General features: G+C 30.0%; 19 protein-coding genes. 3 read left to right on the top strand and 16 right to left on the bottom strand.

What is annotated here, in order from left to right:
• Nucleotide 1: 1 nt before the first annotated feature.
• The 8 genes from M6G78_RS05950 to rpsU form a co-directional block, all read right to left on the bottom strand.
• The gene (locus M6G78_RS05950; protein ID WP_138268124.1) at nt 2–925 is read right to left on the bottom strand and encodes an acetyl-CoA carboxylase carboxyltransferase subunit alpha; all 924 of its coding nucleotides are present in this window, start codon (nt 923–925) and stop codon (nt 2–4) included.
• Nucleotides 922–1,797 (bottom strand): acetyl-CoA carboxylase, carboxyltransferase subunit beta, encoded by an 876-nt coding sequence (gene accD, locus M6G78_RS05945; protein WP_253229868.1) that lies wholly within the window; start codon nt 1,795–1,797, stop codon nt 922–924. The genes M6G78_RS05950 and accD overlap by 4 nt, the downstream gene beginning before the upstream one ends.
• A complete protein-coding gene (gene accC, locus M6G78_RS05940) occupies nt 1,781–3,151 on the bottom strand; it encodes an acetyl-CoA carboxylase biotin carboxylase subunit (protein ID WP_253229867.1) in 1,371 nt (456 codons plus the stop codon). The genes accD and accC overlap by 17 nt, the downstream gene beginning before the upstream one ends.
• A complete protein-coding gene (gene accB, locus M6G78_RS05935) occupies nt 3,152–3,598 on the bottom strand; it encodes an acetyl-CoA carboxylase biotin carboxyl carrier protein (protein ID WP_171020551.1) in 447 nt (148 codons plus the stop codon).
• 165 nt (nt 3,599–3,763) lie between these two features.
• Nucleotides 3,764–3,988 carry an acyl carrier protein gene (locus tag M6G78_RS05930; protein ID WP_138268120.1) on the bottom strand — a complete coding sequence of 75 codons (225 nt, stop codon included), beginning with the start codon at nt 3,986–3,988 and terminating at the stop codon, nt 3,764–3,766.
• A gap of 169 nt (nt 3,989–4,157) precedes the next feature.
• Complete coding sequence (locus tag M6G78_RS05925) at nt 4,158–4,601, bottom strand: DUF523 domain-containing protein (protein ID WP_253229866.1); 444 nt, start codon at nt 4,599–4,601, stop codon at nt 4,158–4,160.
• A 46-nt stretch (nt 4,602–4,647) separates the two neighbouring features.
• Nucleotides 4,648–5,091 carry a GatB/YqeY domain-containing protein gene (locus M6G78_RS05920; protein ID WP_138268118.1) on the bottom strand — a complete coding sequence of 148 codons (444 nt, stop codon included), beginning with the start codon at nt 5,089–5,091 and terminating at the stop codon, nt 4,648–4,650.
• A 16-nt stretch (nt 5,092–5,107) separates the two neighbouring features.
• Nucleotides 5,108–5,287, bottom strand: a complete 180-nt coding sequence (gene rpsU / locus M6G78_RS05915; protein ID WP_138268117.1) for a 30S ribosomal protein S21 — start codon at nt 5,285–5,287, stop codon at nt 5,108–5,110.
• Between the two features lie 255 nt (nt 5,288–5,542).
• Between rpsU and rbr the strand changes: the two genes are divergently transcribed.
• Nucleotides 5,543–6,082: a rubrerythrin gene (gene rbr, locus M6G78_RS05910; protein ID WP_138268116.1), complete on the top strand. Its 540-nt coding sequence runs from the start codon at nt 5,543–5,545 to the stop codon at nt 6,080–6,082.
• Nucleotides 6,083–6,114: 32 nt separating this feature from the next.
• On the opposite strand, the gene M6G78_RS05905 is transcribed toward rbr, so the two are convergent.
• The 3 genes from M6G78_RS05905 to M6G78_RS05895 form a co-directional block, all read right to left on the bottom strand.
• Nucleotides 6,115–7,314: a MalY/PatB family protein gene (locus M6G78_RS05905; RefSeq protein WP_253229865.1), complete on the bottom strand. Its 1,200-nt coding sequence runs from the start codon at nt 7,312–7,314 to the stop codon at nt 6,115–6,117.
• A gap of 101 nt (nt 7,315–7,415) precedes the next feature.
• Nucleotides 7,416–7,931 carry an SLOG family protein gene (locus M6G78_RS05900; protein ID WP_253229864.1) on the bottom strand — a complete coding sequence of 172 codons (516 nt, stop codon included), beginning with the start codon at nt 7,929–7,931 and terminating at the stop codon, nt 7,416–7,418.
• 75 nt (nt 7,932–8,006) lie between these two features.
• On the bottom strand, nt 8,007–8,264 hold the full coding sequence (locus M6G78_RS05895) for a DUF6809 family protein (RefSeq protein WP_253229863.1): 258 nt from the start codon (nt 8,262–8,264) through the stop codon (nt 8,007–8,009).
• Nucleotides 8,265–8,391: 127 nt separating this feature from the next.
• On the opposite strand from M6G78_RS05895, the gene M6G78_RS05890 reads away from it, so the two are divergent.
• Nucleotides 8,392–8,637, top strand: a complete 246-nt coding sequence (locus M6G78_RS05890) for a helix-turn-helix domain-containing protein (protein WP_253229862.1) — start codon at nt 8,392–8,394, stop codon at nt 8,635–8,637.
• A gap of 98 nt (nt 8,638–8,735) precedes the next feature.
• On the opposite strand, the gene M6G78_RS05885 is transcribed toward M6G78_RS05890, so the two are convergent.
• The 5 genes from M6G78_RS05885 to M6G78_RS05865 form a co-directional block, all read right to left on the bottom strand.
• On the bottom strand, nt 8,736–10,283 hold the full coding sequence (locus tag M6G78_RS05885) for a hypothetical protein (protein WP_253229861.1): 1,548 nt from the start codon (nt 10,281–10,283) through the stop codon (nt 8,736–8,738).
• Nucleotides 10,284–10,443: 160 nt separating this feature from the next.
• A complete protein-coding gene (gene ileS / locus M6G78_RS05880; protein WP_253229860.1) occupies nt 10,444–13,542 on the bottom strand; it encodes an isoleucine--tRNA ligase in 3,099 nt (1,032 codons plus the stop codon).
• 116 nt (nt 13,543–13,658) lie between these two features.
• Nucleotides 13,659–14,303 carry an HAD hydrolase-like protein gene (locus tag M6G78_RS05875; RefSeq protein ID WP_171020550.1) on the bottom strand — a complete coding sequence of 215 codons (645 nt, stop codon included), beginning with the start codon at nt 14,301–14,303 and terminating at the stop codon, nt 13,659–13,661.
• A 98-nt stretch (nt 14,304–14,401) separates the two neighbouring features.
• Nucleotides 14,402–14,956, bottom strand: coding sequence for a Fe-S-containing hydro-lyase (locus M6G78_RS05870; protein WP_138268109.1), 555 nt, complete (start codon nt 14,954–14,956; stop codon nt 14,402–14,404).
• A 1-nt stretch (nt 14,957) separates the two neighbouring features.
• Nucleotides 14,958–15,800, bottom strand: coding sequence for a fumarate hydratase (locus M6G78_RS05865; RefSeq protein ID WP_138268108.1), 843 nt, complete (start codon nt 15,798–15,800; stop codon nt 14,958–14,960).
• A 173-nt stretch (nt 15,801–15,973) separates the two neighbouring features.
• Between M6G78_RS05865 and M6G78_RS05860 the strand changes: the two genes are divergently transcribed.
• A complete protein-coding gene (locus M6G78_RS05860) occupies nt 15,974–16,678 on the top strand; it encodes an ABC transporter ATP-binding protein (protein ID WP_253229905.1) in 705 nt (234 codons plus the stop codon).
• Nucleotides 16,679–16,703 lie beyond the last annotated feature (25 nt).

The raw sequence follows: 16,703 nt of genomic DNA, 5'->3' as shown, positions 1-16,703 counted from the left end.
CTTAAATCATTCCTATTTTTCGATATTTTAAATATCTTTCCTTGATTAGTTGTCTGTCTTTTTTATTTGATAATTCCATAAGCTCATTTTGAATATAAACGGATATTTGAGCAACTACATACTCAAGTCCGTTTTGAGCCCCTCCCTCAGGTTCTTTGATTATATGGTCAACAATTCCTTTTTCATACAAATCAAAAGAAGTAAGTTTCATATATTTACTTGCTTCTTCGGCTCTGCTTTCATCTTTCCACAAAATACTCGCAAATCCTTCAGGAGAAAGTACGGAATATATTGCATTTTCAAGCATTATTATTTTATCGGCAACGCTTAAAGCTAAAGCCCCACCACTTCCACCTTCGGAAATAACAACGCTTATAACAGGTGTTTTCAAATTTGAAAACTCATAAAGACATTTTGCAATAGCTTCAGCCTGTCCTCTTTCCTCAGCACCTTTTCCTGGATACGCACCTGCCGTATCAACTATTGTAATAATAGGTCTATGGAATTTTTCTGCTTCTTTTGCCAGTCTTAAAGCCTTTCTATAACCTTCAGGATTCATCATTCCAAAGTTTCTCTTTAAATTTTCTTCTAAAGTTTTTCCTTTAGCCTGTGCCAAAACGGTTACCGGAATATCATTAAACGTTCCAATACCCCCAATTAACGCACTATCATCTCCAAAACATCTATCCCCATGAAGCTCATAAAAATTATCAAAAAGAAGTGATATATAATCGCTTGCTTTTGGTCTGTCTTGATGTCTTGCTAGATATACTCTATCCCAAGGCTCTAATTTTGCATATGCCTTTTTCTTTAGCTGTCTTATTTCTTTATTTATTTTGTCAAATTCTTCATTGTCCGTTAAAGAAAGAGAAGCCTTTTTTGCTTCCAATTCTCTTATTTTTATTTCACATTCTTTTATGCTCATTGTCTTACTCCTTTATGAAGTACTATAAGATCATAAATGGTTTTCTTCATGTCTGTTCTTTTTACAATCATATCTATAAAACCTTTTTCAAGTAAAAACTCAGCTCTTTGGAATTCTTTTGGAAGGGTTTCATTGATTGTATTTTCAATAACTCTTTTTCCGGCAAAACCTACAAGAGCATTTGGTTCAGCAATTATTATATCTCCAAGCATTGCAAAAGATGCACTTACTCCGCCTGTGGTTGGATGAGTAAGCAAAGATATATAAAAGCCTCCCTCATCAGAAAATCTCTTTAGTGCAGCACTTGTTTTTGCCATTTGCATCAAAGACATAATCCCTTCTTGCATTCTTGCTCCGCCACTGGTACAGCTTATAAGAAGGGGAAGTTTTCTTTTTGTTGCAAGCTCTATTATTCTAGTAATTTTATCTCCAACAACTTGCCCCATACTTCCCATCATAAAATTACTGTCCATAACAGCAATGGCAATTCTTTGACCGTTTATTTTTCCAACTCCGGTAACAACTGCTTCATGAAGTCCTGTTGCTCTTTTTAACTTATCAAGTTTATTAGAATAACCTGGGAAATTATCTTCATTTTTACTTTCAATGTTTTTATCCATTTCCCTAAAACTTCTTTTATCCGTAAGTTGTCTTATTCTTTCTCTTGCACTTATCTTTAAATGATGACCGCAATTTGGACAGACATAAAGATTTTCCATCATTTCATCATATGGAGTATTTTTATGGCATACTTCACAGTTTTTTATTAAATTTTCAGGAACTTCTCTTTTTGTAACCTCTTTTGAAGAAGTTATTCTTCTGGACTTAAAAAGTTCAAGTCTTTCCTGTCTTTTCCTAAATAAGTTCTCCACTTTGTTCTTCCAACTCCTTTATAAACTCTTCAAAAAATCCCGTATCGTATTTTCCTTCAATAAAAGTTTTATTGTGAAGCACCAAATAATGAAATTCTATATTTGTTTTTACTCCGTCTATAATTAACTCTTCCAATGCAACTCTCATTTTCTTTATGCATTCTAACCTTGTAGGTGCAAAAGTAATGAGTTTTAAAATCATGGAATCATAAAAGGGAGGTATTTCATATCCTGTATACACAGCACTGTCAACTCTTATTCCTCTTCCTCCGGGAATATGTAAAAAGTTTATCTTTCCTCCGGAAGGTGCAAAATTTCTTTCTACATCTTCCGCATTTATTCTGCATTCTAATGCATAACCGTTTTGTTTTATATCTTCTTGTTTTAAAGTAAGTTTTTGTCCGCCGGCAACTTTAATTTGTTGTTTTACTATATCAACTCCGCTTATCATTTCTGATATTGGATGTTCAACCTGAATTCTCGTATTCATTTCCATAAAATAATATTTGCCGCTTTTATCAAGCAAGAATTCAATTGTTCCAACACTGTCATATCCAACATATTTACATGCTTTTATTGCATCATTTATCATAGACTGCCTTATATCATCTTTAAGCATATGACATGGTGCTTCTTCTATAAGCTTTTGGTTTCTTCTTTGGAAAGAACAGTCTCTTTCAAATAAATGTATAACATTACCATGCTTATCGGCTATAAGTTGAATTTCAATGTGTTTTGGCTTTTCTATGTATTTTTCTATATATACATCACTATCCCCAAAACAAGCCTTTGCCTCACTTGTAGCAGCATTAAAAGCATCTTCAAATTCTTCTTCTTTTCTTACAATTCTCATGCCTCTTCCGCCGCCGCCATTACTGGCTTTAATAATTACGGGATATGTTATGTCATTTGCAAGCTTTTTACCTTCATCTACATCTTTTATAATTTCTTTAGAACCGGGAACAACAGGCACCCCAGCTTCTATCATTATTTTTCTTGCTTCACTCTTATTACCGAGTTTTTCGATTGTTTCAGGATTTGGACCAATAAAAATTAATCCACATCCAATAACAAGTCTTGCAAATCTTGGATTTTCACTTAAAAAACCAAATCCCGGATGTATGGCATCACATCCTGTCTGACAAGCAGCTTCTATGATATTACTCATATTTAGATAACTATCCATTGCTTTAGGCGAACCTATACAAACAGCTTCATCTGCTATTTGAACATGTAAGGCATCTTTATCCGCAGTTGAATATACACTTACGGTTTTAATTCCCATTTCCTTACAAGTTCTTATTATTCTTACTGCTATTTCTCCTCTGTTTGCAATTAAAATTTTCTTTATCATTTAATCACCTATACATATTAGATTTTCATCAAACTGAACCATTTCACCGTCTTGTTTTGCAACACTTATGATTTTTCCGCTGCAAGGAGCTTTTATTTCGTTCATTACTTTCATTGCTTCAATGATACAAACGATATCTCCCTTGTTTACACTGTCTCCCACGTTTACATAAGCAGGTGAACTTTCATTTGGTTTTGAATAAAATGTTCCTACAATAGGACTTTTTACCCAATTCCCTTTTGGTTCTTCTTTTATAACTTCTTCAGTATCTTCTTTTATAACTGGTTGTGATTCCACAATATATTCTTGTGGTTTAACATAATTTACAACACTTTTGCTATCTTCTTTTTCAAGTTTAATCTTCATTTCTCCGGCTTCAATTTCCATTTTATGAACATTTGAGCCTTCAAAAATATCTATAACTTGTTTTATTGCTTTAGTATCCAAAATTTTCTCCTTTTGAATTAATTTTAAAGAAATCAATAAATAATACTTTGATATTCAAACTATAATATCCTATAAAACCGAATAAATAAAAAATAAAATATAATGAATAAATGTAATATAAAAGGGCCCGTAAGCCCAAATATTATACTGAATAAAAAAGTGATATTATTGTTTTTCTTTAATAATGTCAATAATATCTTGTACAGTAACAAGTTTTTCTAATTCTTCATCTTCGATTTGAACATCGAATTCTGTTTCAAGTTCAAGTGATAATTCAACAGCAGCTAAAGAATCAATATCTAAATCTTCTTTTAATCTTGCTTCCGGTGTAATTAAACTTTCATCAATATCTAATGCATCTACTAATACCTTTTTAATATCTTCTAACATAATTATATTCCTCCTGAGTTCTTTGATATTCAAAGTATTTTTGTATTATAAACTGTTAAGTTTATAAAGTAAATAGTTTTTTGTTCATTTTATTAACTTTTTTTATTATTTATATGCTTTTTTTACTCTTAATAATACTCAGTATCATTAAAAACATTTTCATACAAATTTAGAATAACTTTTCAAGTTCTTTCTCACTTATTACTTCAATTCCATTTTCTTCAAAAAGCTTTGCAGTTATTCCCTTACCATTAATCAAAACAGATGAAAAACTTCCGTCGTATATTTTTTTATTTCCGCAAGACGGAGAATTGGCTTTCATTAATGCTAATTTTACATTGTTTTCTTTTACAATATTAAGGCAAATCATTGCTCCTTTTTTATATTCCTCAGTAACGTCTTTTCCGCTTTTTGAAAATACTTTTCCTTTTCTTATCTCGCTTGGCTCTCTTGGAGTAGATAGTCCTCCAAGACATTCCGGACAACATAATATAACATTATATTTATTTTCTATTTTCTCTATAATTTCTTTTTCTATTTCATTATTACCGCCACTGTATTTACAGTTCTCTCCAAACAAACATGCCGATACGATTATATTTTCCTTGCTCATATATACCTCACAGTAAAAAAATAAGGAGTGTAACACACTCCTTAAATTAGCCTAATAATTCTCTGGCAACTTCATTAACGATTTTCCCGTCAGCCTTACCTTTTACTTTAGGCATAACTTCGCCCATGATTTTGCCCATATCTTTTACCGTTTCAGCTCCGGTTTTTTCAATAGCTTCTTTTACTATTTCTTTAACCTCATCTTTTGTCAGCTGCTTTGGTAAATATCTCATTAGAACTTCAAGTTCTGCTTTTGCTTCAGCTATAAGATCTTCTCTTCCCGCTTTTTCAAATTCAGCAAGAGAATCTTTTCTTTGCTTTACTTGTTTAGCAACTACATCTACAATTTCTTCATCGCCAAGTTCAACTTTATTGTCTTTTTCAACTTGTAAGATTGCAGCTCTAACCATAGTAACAGTAGATTTTGTTATATTGTCTTTTTCTTTCATGGCTTTTTTTAAATCGCCAAGTAAAGTTTCTTTAAGTGACATATAAAACACTTCCTAATTATCTTTTATTTTTTTTCTTTCTTGCTGCTTCAGCTTTTTTCTTTCTTCTTACACTAGGTTTTTCATAGTGTTCTCTTTTTCTGATTTCAGACATAACACCAGCCATAGCAGTCTTTTTCTTAAATCTTTTTAAAGCGCTTTCTAGTGATTCGCCTTCTCTTAATCTTACTTCTGACATCTCTCAACCCTCCCCTCTACCGTGGGTTATCACGTTTATAGTCAACACAAATTATTATAAAAAAATATACAAGATATGTCAATAAAAAATATTCGTTTTTTTGATTATTAAAATTCTTTAATTTACAAATAATTATAAAAATTTTTAGCAATAATAAATATATTAAATATAACTTAACTTTTCTTTATTTATTACACTTAAAATTTTTTTTATGATATAATAGCTTTAACAAAAGAATATAGGAGGATAAAATATATGGCTAACAAATTAGACGGTACAAAAACACTTGAAAACTTAAAGACAGCATTTGCAGGAGAAAGCGAAGCAAGAAATAAATATACTTACTACGCAAGCAAAGCAAAAAAAGACGGTTACAATCAAATTGCCGCATTGTTCGAAGATACAGCAAACAATGAAAAAGAACACGCTAAACTTTGGTTTAAATTAATTCATGGAATCGGAACAACAGAAGAAAATCTTCTTGACGCAGCAGCAGGCGAAAATTATGAATGGACAGACATGTATGCTACATTCGCAAAAGAAGCAAGAGAAGAAGGCTTTGATGATATAGCTGAAACTTTTGAAGGTGTTGCAAAAATTGAAAAAGCTCATGAAGAAAGATACAGAGCTTTATGCGAAAACATCCAAAAAGGAAGAGTATTTAAAAGAGAAGAAGAAGTTGTTTGGGAATGCGGAAACTGCGGACACTTAGTAGTTGCAAAAGAAGCTCCTGAAGTTTGTCCTGTATGTGACCATCCAAGAGCTCATTTCTTTATTAAAGCTAAAAACTACTAAAAATAAAAAGAACATCTTATGATGTTCTTTTTTTATTTAACAGGTATATCTTTTAATACTTCTTTCATTCCATTCATTGCTTTTTCGATATTTTTCCTGCTTGTTGCAACGTTTATTCTAAAATAGCCAACCCCCTCTTCTCCAAACTGTTTACCATGCTGAATAGCAAAACCGCCTTTTGTAACAAATAAATCAGATAATTCCTTATAATCTATATCGTACTTATTCATATCAAACCATCCAAGAAATGTCGCCTGAGGGATTTCAAAACCTACATTTTCTAAATTTTCATTAACGAATCTTTTTATGTATTTAAAATTTTCTTCCACATATTCAAGCATATAATTATACCAATCATCACTTTCTTTATATGCTGCCTTAACAAGCCCCGGAACAAAAACGTTAGGGTCTGCAGTATGTAATCTTTTTTGTGTATATAATTTCCACTTATTTTTATATTCTTCATTTTTGATAATTATATTACTTACCTTCATACCCGGAATATTAAATGTCTTACTCGGTGCAGTTCCTGTTATAAATATATCGTCATTTTCAAACAAAGATGCAATAGGAATATGTTTTATTCCTTTTCTTACAATATCGCAGTGTATCTCATCACTAAAAACTATCACATTATATTTTTTACATATTTCACCTATTTTTAAAAGCTCATCTTTTCTCCAAACTTTCCCTATTGGATTATGAGGTGAACAGAACAGGAACATTTTTACGTTATTGTCTTTTATCTTTTTTTCAAAGTCTTCAAAATCAAGAGTATAATCTCCATTTTCATCTTTAACAAGAGGAGAATTAACAAGATTTCTGTTATTATCCTTTACTATATTCATAAAAGGAGTATAAACAGGTTGGTTTACAATAATATTGTCCCCTTCATTTGTAAGAGAAGTTATTAATACACACATAGCAGGAACAATCCCGCCGGAATAATATATATCTTTCTTATCAATTATAAAATCGTGTTTATCCCTCATCCAATCGCAAACAGCACTTTTATATTCATCATCAGCATACACGAAAGTATATCCAAGAACAGGATTTAAAAGTCTTTCTTTTATGCTTTCGATTATTGCATCGCTGCAAGGGAAATCCATATCAGCAACCCATAAAGGTATGGTATTTTCATCTGAAAGAGGGTATGCCCTTTTTAAACTATCATATTTTTCACAGTTAGTATTTCTTCTGTCAATTATTTTATCAAAATCGTATTTCATATTTTACCTCGTAGAAAACAAATTAAGTTGTATTTATTCATTTCTATATTTTTATATATAGTATCACTTTGGTAAAATATTTTCCATATAAAACCTTAAGCCTAATAAAAATTTTTAAATAGCTTAAAAGTTTTTGTGTCTATAAAAATTATCTTCTTTTCTTTTTTTATTGCATAATCAAGAGTATATCTTGTCCCCCCGCTGTCTCTTCCGTCATAAACAGCAAATAAAAACTCACTGTTATCCACCATATACCTGTTTCTTTCAAGCATACAAGTTCTTGTATATTTTTCATTTAGAATTATTGCATCTAAAGAGTTATTTAATATGTAATTATAGTTTTTAATATCTTCTTGTTTCCATAATTTAGTTTGATTTTTACAAGGAATAACGGGAATAATTTTAATATTTGTATTAAATCTGTCATTATAATCTAAAATAGCTCCGGCACATAACAAATCCGCGCCAAGAGCCATTCCACAATAAAATGTATTTATTTCATATTTCACGTGTAGTAATCCTATTATATTTTTTATCTTTTCAAACAATATTGTCTTTTTCTCTTCATCAAAATTTTTCACATCCCTTATTCCCGTTATGGCACACTTTTTATCCATTATCTTATCCCCTTAATATTTTTTTACAAGATAAAAGATACATTTATTAAAGTGCGAAATTTGTCAAAATATGTATTATGTAAAACTAAACATCTCTATAACTATTCTCATACAAATATTAAATCCCATTTTAAAACAATATTCATTTTCTTTTTGATTATATCTAAGCATCTTTTCAAAGATCTCTTCAAAACTTTCACTGTATGTTTTATCAATGTTCTTATTTAGTTTTTCAAACAAATCAATAATTTCATTTAGCATTTTTTGATTATCATCACATTTATTATTTTCAAGATAAAAATATAGAATTTCATTTAAAATACTTTCGCTCATTTCTCCACTCTTTTATATTAATTTATCTATTTTGACATTTAGTGAATGTCATTTCTTTTATCATAATAACATATAATTTTCATACTGACAATCACTAAATGTTAAATCTATTTTTTTCAGGTGTAAAATGTATAAAAATAAAGCTAAAGATGGTAAAAACAATATAAGTGGAACTAAAATAAAATTTTATAGAGAAAACATGGAAGGGAAAATATCACAACGAAAATTTGCAGATATTTTACAGCTCCATGGTCTTGATATAGATAAAAACGCAATACAAAGAATAGAAAGTGGTAAAAGATTTGTCACTGATATAGAATTAAAAATAATTGCAAAAGCTTTAAATGTTGATTACAAAGATTTATTAGAATAAACGGTAGTTATTATAACTACCGTTTATTCTATATATCGAATATAATGTAACTAATATTATTTATACATTATTTTTATAAAGTAATTATTTTGATATTATTAAAAATAATATTTAAACTCTTCAAAACACAATTGTATTTGTTTAGAATATTTTTCTATTTCACTTTTAATATTATATATAAATAAATTTATTTTTTCATCCTGCTTAGAAGGCGTTTTTTTATCTGAATAATAAATACTAAATTGATCTACAGAATATTGCTTAATTGCAGTTTCATCTATTCCAATATATAAAATGAGTTGTGATACGGAAGATTGCAATTGTTTTATTAAATCTAATTCCCATGGATATAACAAGTTTTCAAAAGAAACAACATCTTTATCACACTCTTTTTTTAAATCATATATATTTAAAACATATTTTACAAACAACTCATTAGGGTCATCAATTGGAGGAAATTCTTGAAGCATATCATATTGTTTTTTTATCAAGTAAAGAAATCCATGTAAGGCATATTTTTTCACCTGAGATATTTCCTCATTTTTCTTTTTTCTAAAACCTAAAGAATAAATGAAAAGGCAGAAAGAAAAGACAACGCCAGAAGAGCAAATGTATGTAATTATTTCTTTAATACGTGAAATATCAAGTATGAAATTAAATGTAACAAAATCTTTTAAAGAAACTTGGGAATTACAAATAACAATTCCCAATATTGAAATTAGAAAACCAATAATACACCACAGAATATAATAATTTGCTCTTTTCATATAATTTTCTCCTATCTGCATTGACATTTTATTTTTAAGTTTTTTTAAATTTTTTTTCATATCATTATCAGTTAAACTAATGATAGTAGTATATTGTAAATTATTGCGTATAGCTGTAATTTTGGACAAGTAAATACCAGAAAATTTTATAATGCGCCACTTCATTTTTATGTTCTCCGTTTTGTTTCCTTTAACTCTTATAAAGACTTGTTCGTAGGTATTATATAATGCCAACCCATAGATCACTGGAAGATTAAATAAGAGTAGTAATAATGGCAGTAAAAATTCTTGCAACGTACTTAAATTAAAAAATTCAAAAGGATTTTCATACAAATTTATACCAGAATTAATAATAACAATAACACCTAAAAAAACAAATATATATTCAAAATAATGTTTTTCTTGTAAATACTTCTGTTCTCTTGTAAAAAACACATCATATAATAAACAAATAAATAACGTTATAGGTAAAATAATTATTTCTATAAGTAAACTAAAAGTCCAAAAATTCAAAAAAAATTCAAGAATTACTGCAACGGCTAAATTATCTTTTATAAGCTTTGTAAAGAAATGATTATATTTAGCCTCTTTAATAGTCTTAACGAACAATGGGAGCTCGATGAACAAAACCCAGAAAATAGTATCTTTTAATAATGTTATAGACCAAAATCCTGCAGAGTACAAATAATACGTCACCAAGCATAAATGAAGTAAAAATACAATATAAAAAACAACAAATTTACGGCAAAATAGTATTGAAATAATAGGTCTCAAAAACTGTTTTACAGGTTTTATAAATATATATATTATAATAGCAATTACCATCCAAATGCCAATTGCAATTTCTCGATTATTAAATATATTTTGCAATGTACTCAATTTAATTTCCCCTAAAAAAATATAATTTTATAATAACATAAAATAACATTTTTAATAAATTAAATTTTCATTTATACATTATCATAAAAAAACAGACATATATTTAATATGTCTGTTTAATATTAGTATTAATTTAAATAGCAAATCCTTAATTTTTTATCTATTTTCTTTCAAGTTTTATTACTGCTTCTTGATCGTTTAATTTAACATTAGCACCGTCATTTTCTGCATAGATAATTTCATCGCAAAGAGTTTCTTTTGTAAGATAAGCTTTGAATTCTTCAATAGAATTTTTGATTACATCGCTACAATCAATTGTTATATTAATTCTGTCTGTTACTTCATAATCATTATTTTTTCTCATTTGTTGGACTTTTGAAATAACTTCTCTTACATAACCTTCTTTGATTAAATCTTCATCAAGATTTGTATCTAAGATTACGAATAAATTATCTTGTTTTTGAACATTGAAGCCTTCTTTTGCTTCTGTTCTTATTTCAACCCATTCTTTCTTAAGCATTAATGGACCTTCAGGTGTATCAAGTGTTACTTCACCATTTTTATCAAGTTCGTCAATTACTGCTTTTGCATCACAGCTATTTAATGCAGCAACAGCTCTCTTAACATCTTTACCTAAAATCTTACCAGCAACTTTAAAGTCAAGTTTTAAAATAAAGTTCATGTATTCTTCAAGGTTTTCAGGGAATGTAACTTCTTTCACGTTAAGCTCTTCTTTGATTAAATCAACAAGCCCTGCTATAACTTCTTTATCAGCACCATAAACAAGAATATCTTTTACAGGTTGTCTAACTTTGATATTTGCTTCTTCTCTGGCACTTCTTCCAAGAGAAACAAGAGTTCTGACTAAATCCATTTTAAATTCATTCTTTTCGTCGATTAAATCTTCATTTGCGACAGGATATCTTTCAATATGAACTGATTCTTTACCTGTTAATTTTCTGTAAATTTCTTCAGAAATAAATGGAGCAAATGGAGCAATAAGTTTGCTTAAGCCTGTTAATACTTCGTAAGTTGTATTGTATACGGCTTTTTTGTCATTATCAAGTTCGCTTGCCCAGAATCTTCTTCTACATCTTCTGATATACCAGTTAGATAAATCTTCATTTACAAAATCTTGTATTTTCTTAACTGCTTTTGTATGTTCATTAATTTCCATATCAGCAGTTACGGCTTTAACAAGGTTATTGTATTTAGATAATATCCATAAATCTATTTCATCTCTGTCTTTATATTCAACAAAGAATTCTCTTGGGTCTACATTATCTGTATTTGCATACATTACAAAGAATGTATAAACATTTTTTAATGTATTGAAGAATTTAGAAATTACTTCTTTTAATCCTTCTTCATCAAATTTAGTTGGAGTCCATGCAGGTGATACATATAGTAAATACCATCTAAGTGCATCGGCGCCGTATCTGTCAAATAAATCAAATGGGTCAACTGTGTTTCCTTTTGATTTACTCATTTTTTGACCGTTAGCATCAAGAATTAAGTCATTTACAAGAACACTCTTATAAGGAGCTTTTTTCATTAGGAATGTTGATATTGCAAGAAGTGAATAGAACCATCCTCTTGTTTGGTCAATACCTTCACAAATGAAGTTTGCAGGGAATTGTTCTTCAAACTCTTCTTTATTTTCAAATGGATAATGTTGTTGAGCAAAAGGCATTGAACCTGAGTCAAACCAACAGTCAATAACGTCTGTTACTCTAGTCATTGTCTTACCGCATTTATCACATTTAATATGAACATCGTCAACATATGGTCTATGAAGTTCGATACTTTCATCTATATCTTCAATTGCTTCTTCTACAAGTTGTTTTCTTGAACCTACACTGTGAATATTTCCACATTCACATCTCCAAATATTAAGAGGAGTACCCCAGTATCTACTTCTTGAAATTGCCCAGTCTTTTACATTTTCAATCCAGTTACCAAATCTCTTTTCACCAACAAATTCAGGATACCATTTTACAGTATTATTTGCTGCAACAAGGTCATCTCTAAGTTTTGTCATTTCAATATACCAACTTGGTTTTCCGTAGTATAACAATGGAGTTTTACATCTCCAGCAATGTGGATAGTTATGTTCAATTTTTTGTTTCTTAAATAACATATCATGCTCTTTTAGATATTTAATAATATCTAAATCTGCATCTATAACAAAAGTACCCTTCCATGGAGTTTCAAGGAATTTACCGTCTTCACCAACAGGATTTAATACAGGTAAATTGTATTTTCTTGATACGTTGTAGTCGTCTTCCCCAAAAGCAGGAGCAATATGAACGATTCCTGTACCATCTTCAGTAGAAACGAAATCTCCAAGGATTACATAATGCGCTTTCTTGCCGTTTGGAACTTTTACGAAATCAAGAAGTTGTTCATATTCGATATATTCAAGGTCTTTACCTTTCATTTCTTCGATTACTTCATACTCGTCACCAAGAACAGTATTTGCAAGTGCTTTTGCAAGAATGAAAGTTACTCCTTTTGATTTTACTTTTACATAATCAATATCAGCACCAACACAAAGGGCAACGTTTGAAGGAAGTGTCCAAGGAGTTGTTGTCCAAACTAAGAAATATTCATCTTTATCTTTTATTTTAAATGCAACATAAACAGAATTTGTTTTAATGTTTTTATATCCTTGAGCTACTTCGTGAGAAGCAAGACCCGTACCACATCTTGGGCAGTAAGGAACGATTTTATGACCTTCATAAATTAGTCCTGCATCAAAGAATTCTTTTAAAATCCACCAAACTGTTTCAATGTAGTTATTATCAAGTGTAATATATGGGTTATCAAGGTCTACAAAATACCCCATTCTCTTTGTCATTTCTCTCCAAAGAGCTTCATAAGTAAATACACTTTCTTTACATTTTTTATTAAATTCTGCAATACCGTATTTTTCGATATCACCTTTTCCGTTCATATTTAAAGTTTTTTCAACTTCAATTTCAACAGGAAGTCCGTGTGTATCCCAACCTGCTTTTCTTTTAACTCTGTAACCTTGCATGTTTCTGAATTTGCACACGCTGTCTTTTAATGTTCTTGCAATAACATGGTGAATTCCAGGTCTACCGTTAGCTGTAGGAGGACCTTCAAAGAATACAAAGTTTTCACAGCCTTCTCTGGTTTCAAGAGACCTTTTAAGAATATCAATATCTTCCCAATAATTTGATATTTCTTTTTCCATGTCTTTAACACTGTTTTTATTCAAATCTTCAAAAACCATATCTTACTCCATTCCTAAATTTATATTAAAAAGCTTGTAATATTGCTATTTTTCGCTTTCCCTTAAAATATAATTTTAATATATTGTAATTATTACTGTCAAGAAAAATAATAAATCTATTTTAAAATAATATCTTTAATCTGAATCGGTGTTTTTACAATATGTATAGGATTACTTTCTTTAATCTCAGACAAATCACCATATCCATACAAAACACCCATAGTAGCAATGCCGTTTTCTTTCCCCCCGATTATATCCGGTTTTTTATCTCCTATCATAATTGCACTGCTTTTGTCTGATACTTCCATTTTATCAATGCACATTCCAACAAAATCGCTTTTGCTTCCTCTTGTCTGATAAAGGTTATTTGCAATAAAATGATCGAAATAATCAAGTATTTCTACATGTTTTGCTTCTATCAATGCGGAATCTTCGGGCTGGCTTGTCGCTACTGATAATTTTATATTATTCGCTTTAAGCATTTCCAAAGTTTCCCTCATTCCATCAAAAAGTTTACATTCATAAACGCCTTTGTCAAACATGTATTCGTTACTTACATCTATGGCTTTTTTTGCTTTTTCTTCGCTTAGCCCATATTTTGTTACAAGAGTTCTTGCAAAGGGAGGTCCTATTAGAGATTTTACTACTTTGTCATCTTCAATGATTCCTGCATATCTTAGCCCCTCTTGAAACATTTTTACCGTCCCCTCAGCAGTATCAATAAGAGTTCCATCTAAATCAAAAACAATATACTTATACATATCCATTCTCCAAAATTTAATTACCTTTCAATTATATAATAAAAACGCCTTAAAATAAAGGGGTAAGAGTATCAGAAGATTAATAAAAAAAGACCTTTTTAGAAAGGTCTTTTATATTTTTCTTTTTCTGTTTTATATAAATTATTTCCTTTTGAATCTATTGCCACAATAACGGGAAAATCCTCTACATATAATTTTCTAACGGCTTCGGATAACAACTCAGGATAAGCTATAAGCTCAGCTTCTTTTATACATTTTTTTATTAAAGCTCCACATCCACCAACTGCCGCAAGATATAAAGCATTATTATCCTTAAGGCTTTTTTCTACTTCGTCGTTTCTCTCCCCTTTTCCTATAATAAGCTTTAATCCTCTTTCAAGTAAAAAAGGAGTGTATTTATCCATTCTTGCAGATGTTGTAGGTCCGCATGAACCTATTACTTCACCTGGTTTTTCTGGACATGGACCTGCATAATATATACACTCTCCTTTTATATTAAAAGGAAGTTTATCGCCATTCTCCATTGTTTCAACCATTTTTTTATGAGCAGCATCTCTTGCAGTATAAATATATCCCGTTAAATATAATTTATCCCCTGCATTTATATCCATTATTTCATCATCACTAAGTGGTAATTTTACTTTCTTTTCCATATTAAATCTCCGTTTCCTTATGTCTTGATACATGGCAACCTATATTAACACTTACAGGCAGTCCTGCAATATGAGTAGGATAAGTTAGAATATTTACTCCAAGAGCTGTAGTGCTTCCGCCAAGTCCTCCCGGACCTATTCCAAGTTTATTGATTTTATCAATAAGCTCTTCTTCCATATTTCTATAAAACTCATCTTCATTTTTGTGATTAATATCAAGAAGTAAAGCTTCTTTTGCCATTAATGCAGCCTTTTCCATTGTCCCTCCTATTCCAACTCCAACAATCATAGGAGGACATGGTTTGCTTCCTGCCTTTTCAACTGTTTGTAATATAAAATCAACAACTCCTTCATATCCATCTGCTGGCTTTAACATCTTTGTATCACCGCAGTTTTCACTGCCAAAACCTTTTGGCATAACTTTTATTTTAACTTTATCACCTTTTACTACGTTATAATATATTATCCCAGGTGTATTATCTTTGGTATTCTCTCTTCTTAAAGGACAACCTACAACACTTTTTCTAAAATATCCTTCATCGTAAGCTTCTCTTATAGCATCGTTTATTTCATCATAAATGTAATTACCCGTAAAGAAAACTTCCTGACCTACCTCCAAAAACACAAGGCACATACCCGTATCTTGACATATAGGGCAGTTTTCTTTCGCTGCAATATCTATATTATCGTTTATAACACTTAAAAGTCCTCTTCCAATCTCTGACTTTTCTTCTTTTTCACTTTCAATCAAAGCATTTTTAATATCATCTCCAAGAAAAACATTTGCTTCAAGGATAAGTTTTTTTACTTCTTCTTTTATAATTTTAGTATCTATTTGTCTCATAATAACCTCTAAAAAATTTATATATTAGAGTATAGCACAGGTATATTTTATTTTCTACTTTTCATCACAAAGTTATTTCAAATATTATTATGTTAAAACATAATAATATAGTATAATAATATAAATGAAAAGGTTTAATTGAAAACGTAGAATAAATGAAAGCGAGAAAAGATATGGCTGATAATATTATTATTCAAAACGTCAGTAAAATTTACGGCAGCAAAGAAAACGAAGTAAAAGCTTTGGATAATGTTAGCTTTGAAATCGAAAAAGGCAAATTTACGATTATAGTGGGACAAAGTGGCGCAGGAAAAACAACACTTCTTAATCTCCTTGGAGGAATGGACACAATCACAAAAGGAAGCATAATCGTAAACGACAAAGATTTAAGTAAATTAAGCGAAAAAGAACTTACCTCTTACAGAAGATACGATGTAGGATTTGTTTTTCAGTTTTATAACCTTGTTCAAAACCTTACGGCAAAAGAAAATATAGAACTTGCAACTGAAATATCAAAATCAAGCATATCCGCGGTGGATGCTCTAAGAGATGTAGGGCTAAAAAAAAGAGCTGACAATTTCCCGTCTCAATTATCCGGCGGAGAACAACAAAGAGTATCAATAGCAAGAGCTCTTGCTAAAAATCCTAAACTATTATTATGTGATGAACCAACGGGAGCACTTGACTATAAAACAGGAAAATCAATATTAAAACTACTTCAAGACATTTGCTTTATGAACAATATTCCCGTAATAGTGGTAACCCACAACCTTGCATTAACGGAAATGGCAAATAAAATCATAAAGGTAAAAAACGGACAAATTGAAGATATTATAATTAACGAAAATGTTAAAAACGTCGAAGACATAGAATGGTAGAATTTTAAATAACAACATATGAAGG

It is taken from the genome of Anaerofustis sp. NSJ-163 (assembly GCF_024135845.1).
Taxonomy (GTDB): Bacteria; Bacillota; Clostridia; order Eubacteriales; family Anaerofustaceae; genus Anaerofustis; species Anaerofustis butyriciformans.
This window is presented reverse-complemented; position numbering and strand designations above follow the sequence as displayed.

Excerpts from the sequence above, each read along its gene's own strand:
- accC (WP_253229867.1), bottom strand. The coding sequence starts at position 3,151 with ATGATAAAGAAAATTTTAATTGCAAACAGAGGAGAAATAGCAGTAAGA.
- M6G78_RS05930 (WP_138268120.1), bottom strand. The coding sequence starts at position 3,988 with ATGTTAGAAGATATTAAAAAGGTATTAGTAGATGCATTAGATATTGAT.
- M6G78_RS05950 (WP_138268124.1), bottom strand. The coding sequence starts at position 925 with ATGAGCATAAAAGAATGTGAAATAAAAATAAGAGAATTGGAAGCAAAA.
- rbr (WP_138268116.1), top strand. The coding sequence starts at position 5,543 with ATGGCTAACAAATTAGACGGTACAAAAACACTTGAAAACTTAAAGACA.
- M6G78_RS05895 (WP_253229863.1), bottom strand. The coding sequence starts at position 8,264 with ATGAGCGAAAGTATTTTAAATGAAATTCTATATTTTTATCTTGAAAAT.
- M6G78_RS05925 (WP_253229866.1), bottom strand. The coding sequence starts at position 4,601 with ATGAGCAAGGAAAATATAATCGTATCGGCATGTTTGTTTGGAGAGAAC.
- M6G78_RS05860 (WP_253229905.1), top strand. The coding sequence starts at position 15,974 with ATGGCTGATAATATTATTATTCAAAACGTCAGTAAAATTTACGGCAGC.
- rpsU (WP_138268117.1), bottom strand. The coding sequence starts at position 5,287 with ATGTCAGAAGTAAGATTAAGAGAAGGCGAATCACTAGAAAGCGCTTTA.
- M6G78_RS05890 (WP_253229862.1), top strand. The coding sequence starts at position 8,392 with ATGTATAAAAATAAAGCTAAAGATGGTAAAAACAATATAAGTGGAACT.
- ileS (WP_253229860.1), bottom strand. The coding sequence starts at position 13,542 with ATGGTTTTTGAAGATTTGAATAAAAACAGTGTTAAAGACATGGAAAAA.
- M6G78_RS05900 (WP_253229864.1), bottom strand. The coding sequence starts at position 7,931 with ATGGATAAAAAGTGTGCCATAACGGGAATAAGGGATGTGAAAAATTTT.
- M6G78_RS05870 (WP_138268109.1), bottom strand. The coding sequence starts at position 14,956 with ATGGAAAAGAAAGTAAAATTACCACTTAGTGATGATGAAATAATGGAT.
- M6G78_RS05875 (WP_171020550.1), bottom strand. The coding sequence starts at position 14,303 with ATGTATAAGTATATTGTTTTTGATTTAGATGGAACTCTTATTGATACT.
- M6G78_RS05865 (WP_138268108.1), bottom strand. The coding sequence starts at position 15,800 with ATGAGACAAATAGATACTAAAATTATAAAAGAAGAAGTAAAAAAACTT.
- M6G78_RS05905 (WP_253229865.1), bottom strand. The coding sequence starts at position 7,314 with ATGAAATACGATTTTGATAAAATAATTGACAGAAGAAATACTAACTGT.
- M6G78_RS05920 (WP_138268118.1), bottom strand. The coding sequence starts at position 5,091 with ATGTCACTTAAAGAAACTTTACTTGGCGATTTAAAAAAAGCCATGAAA.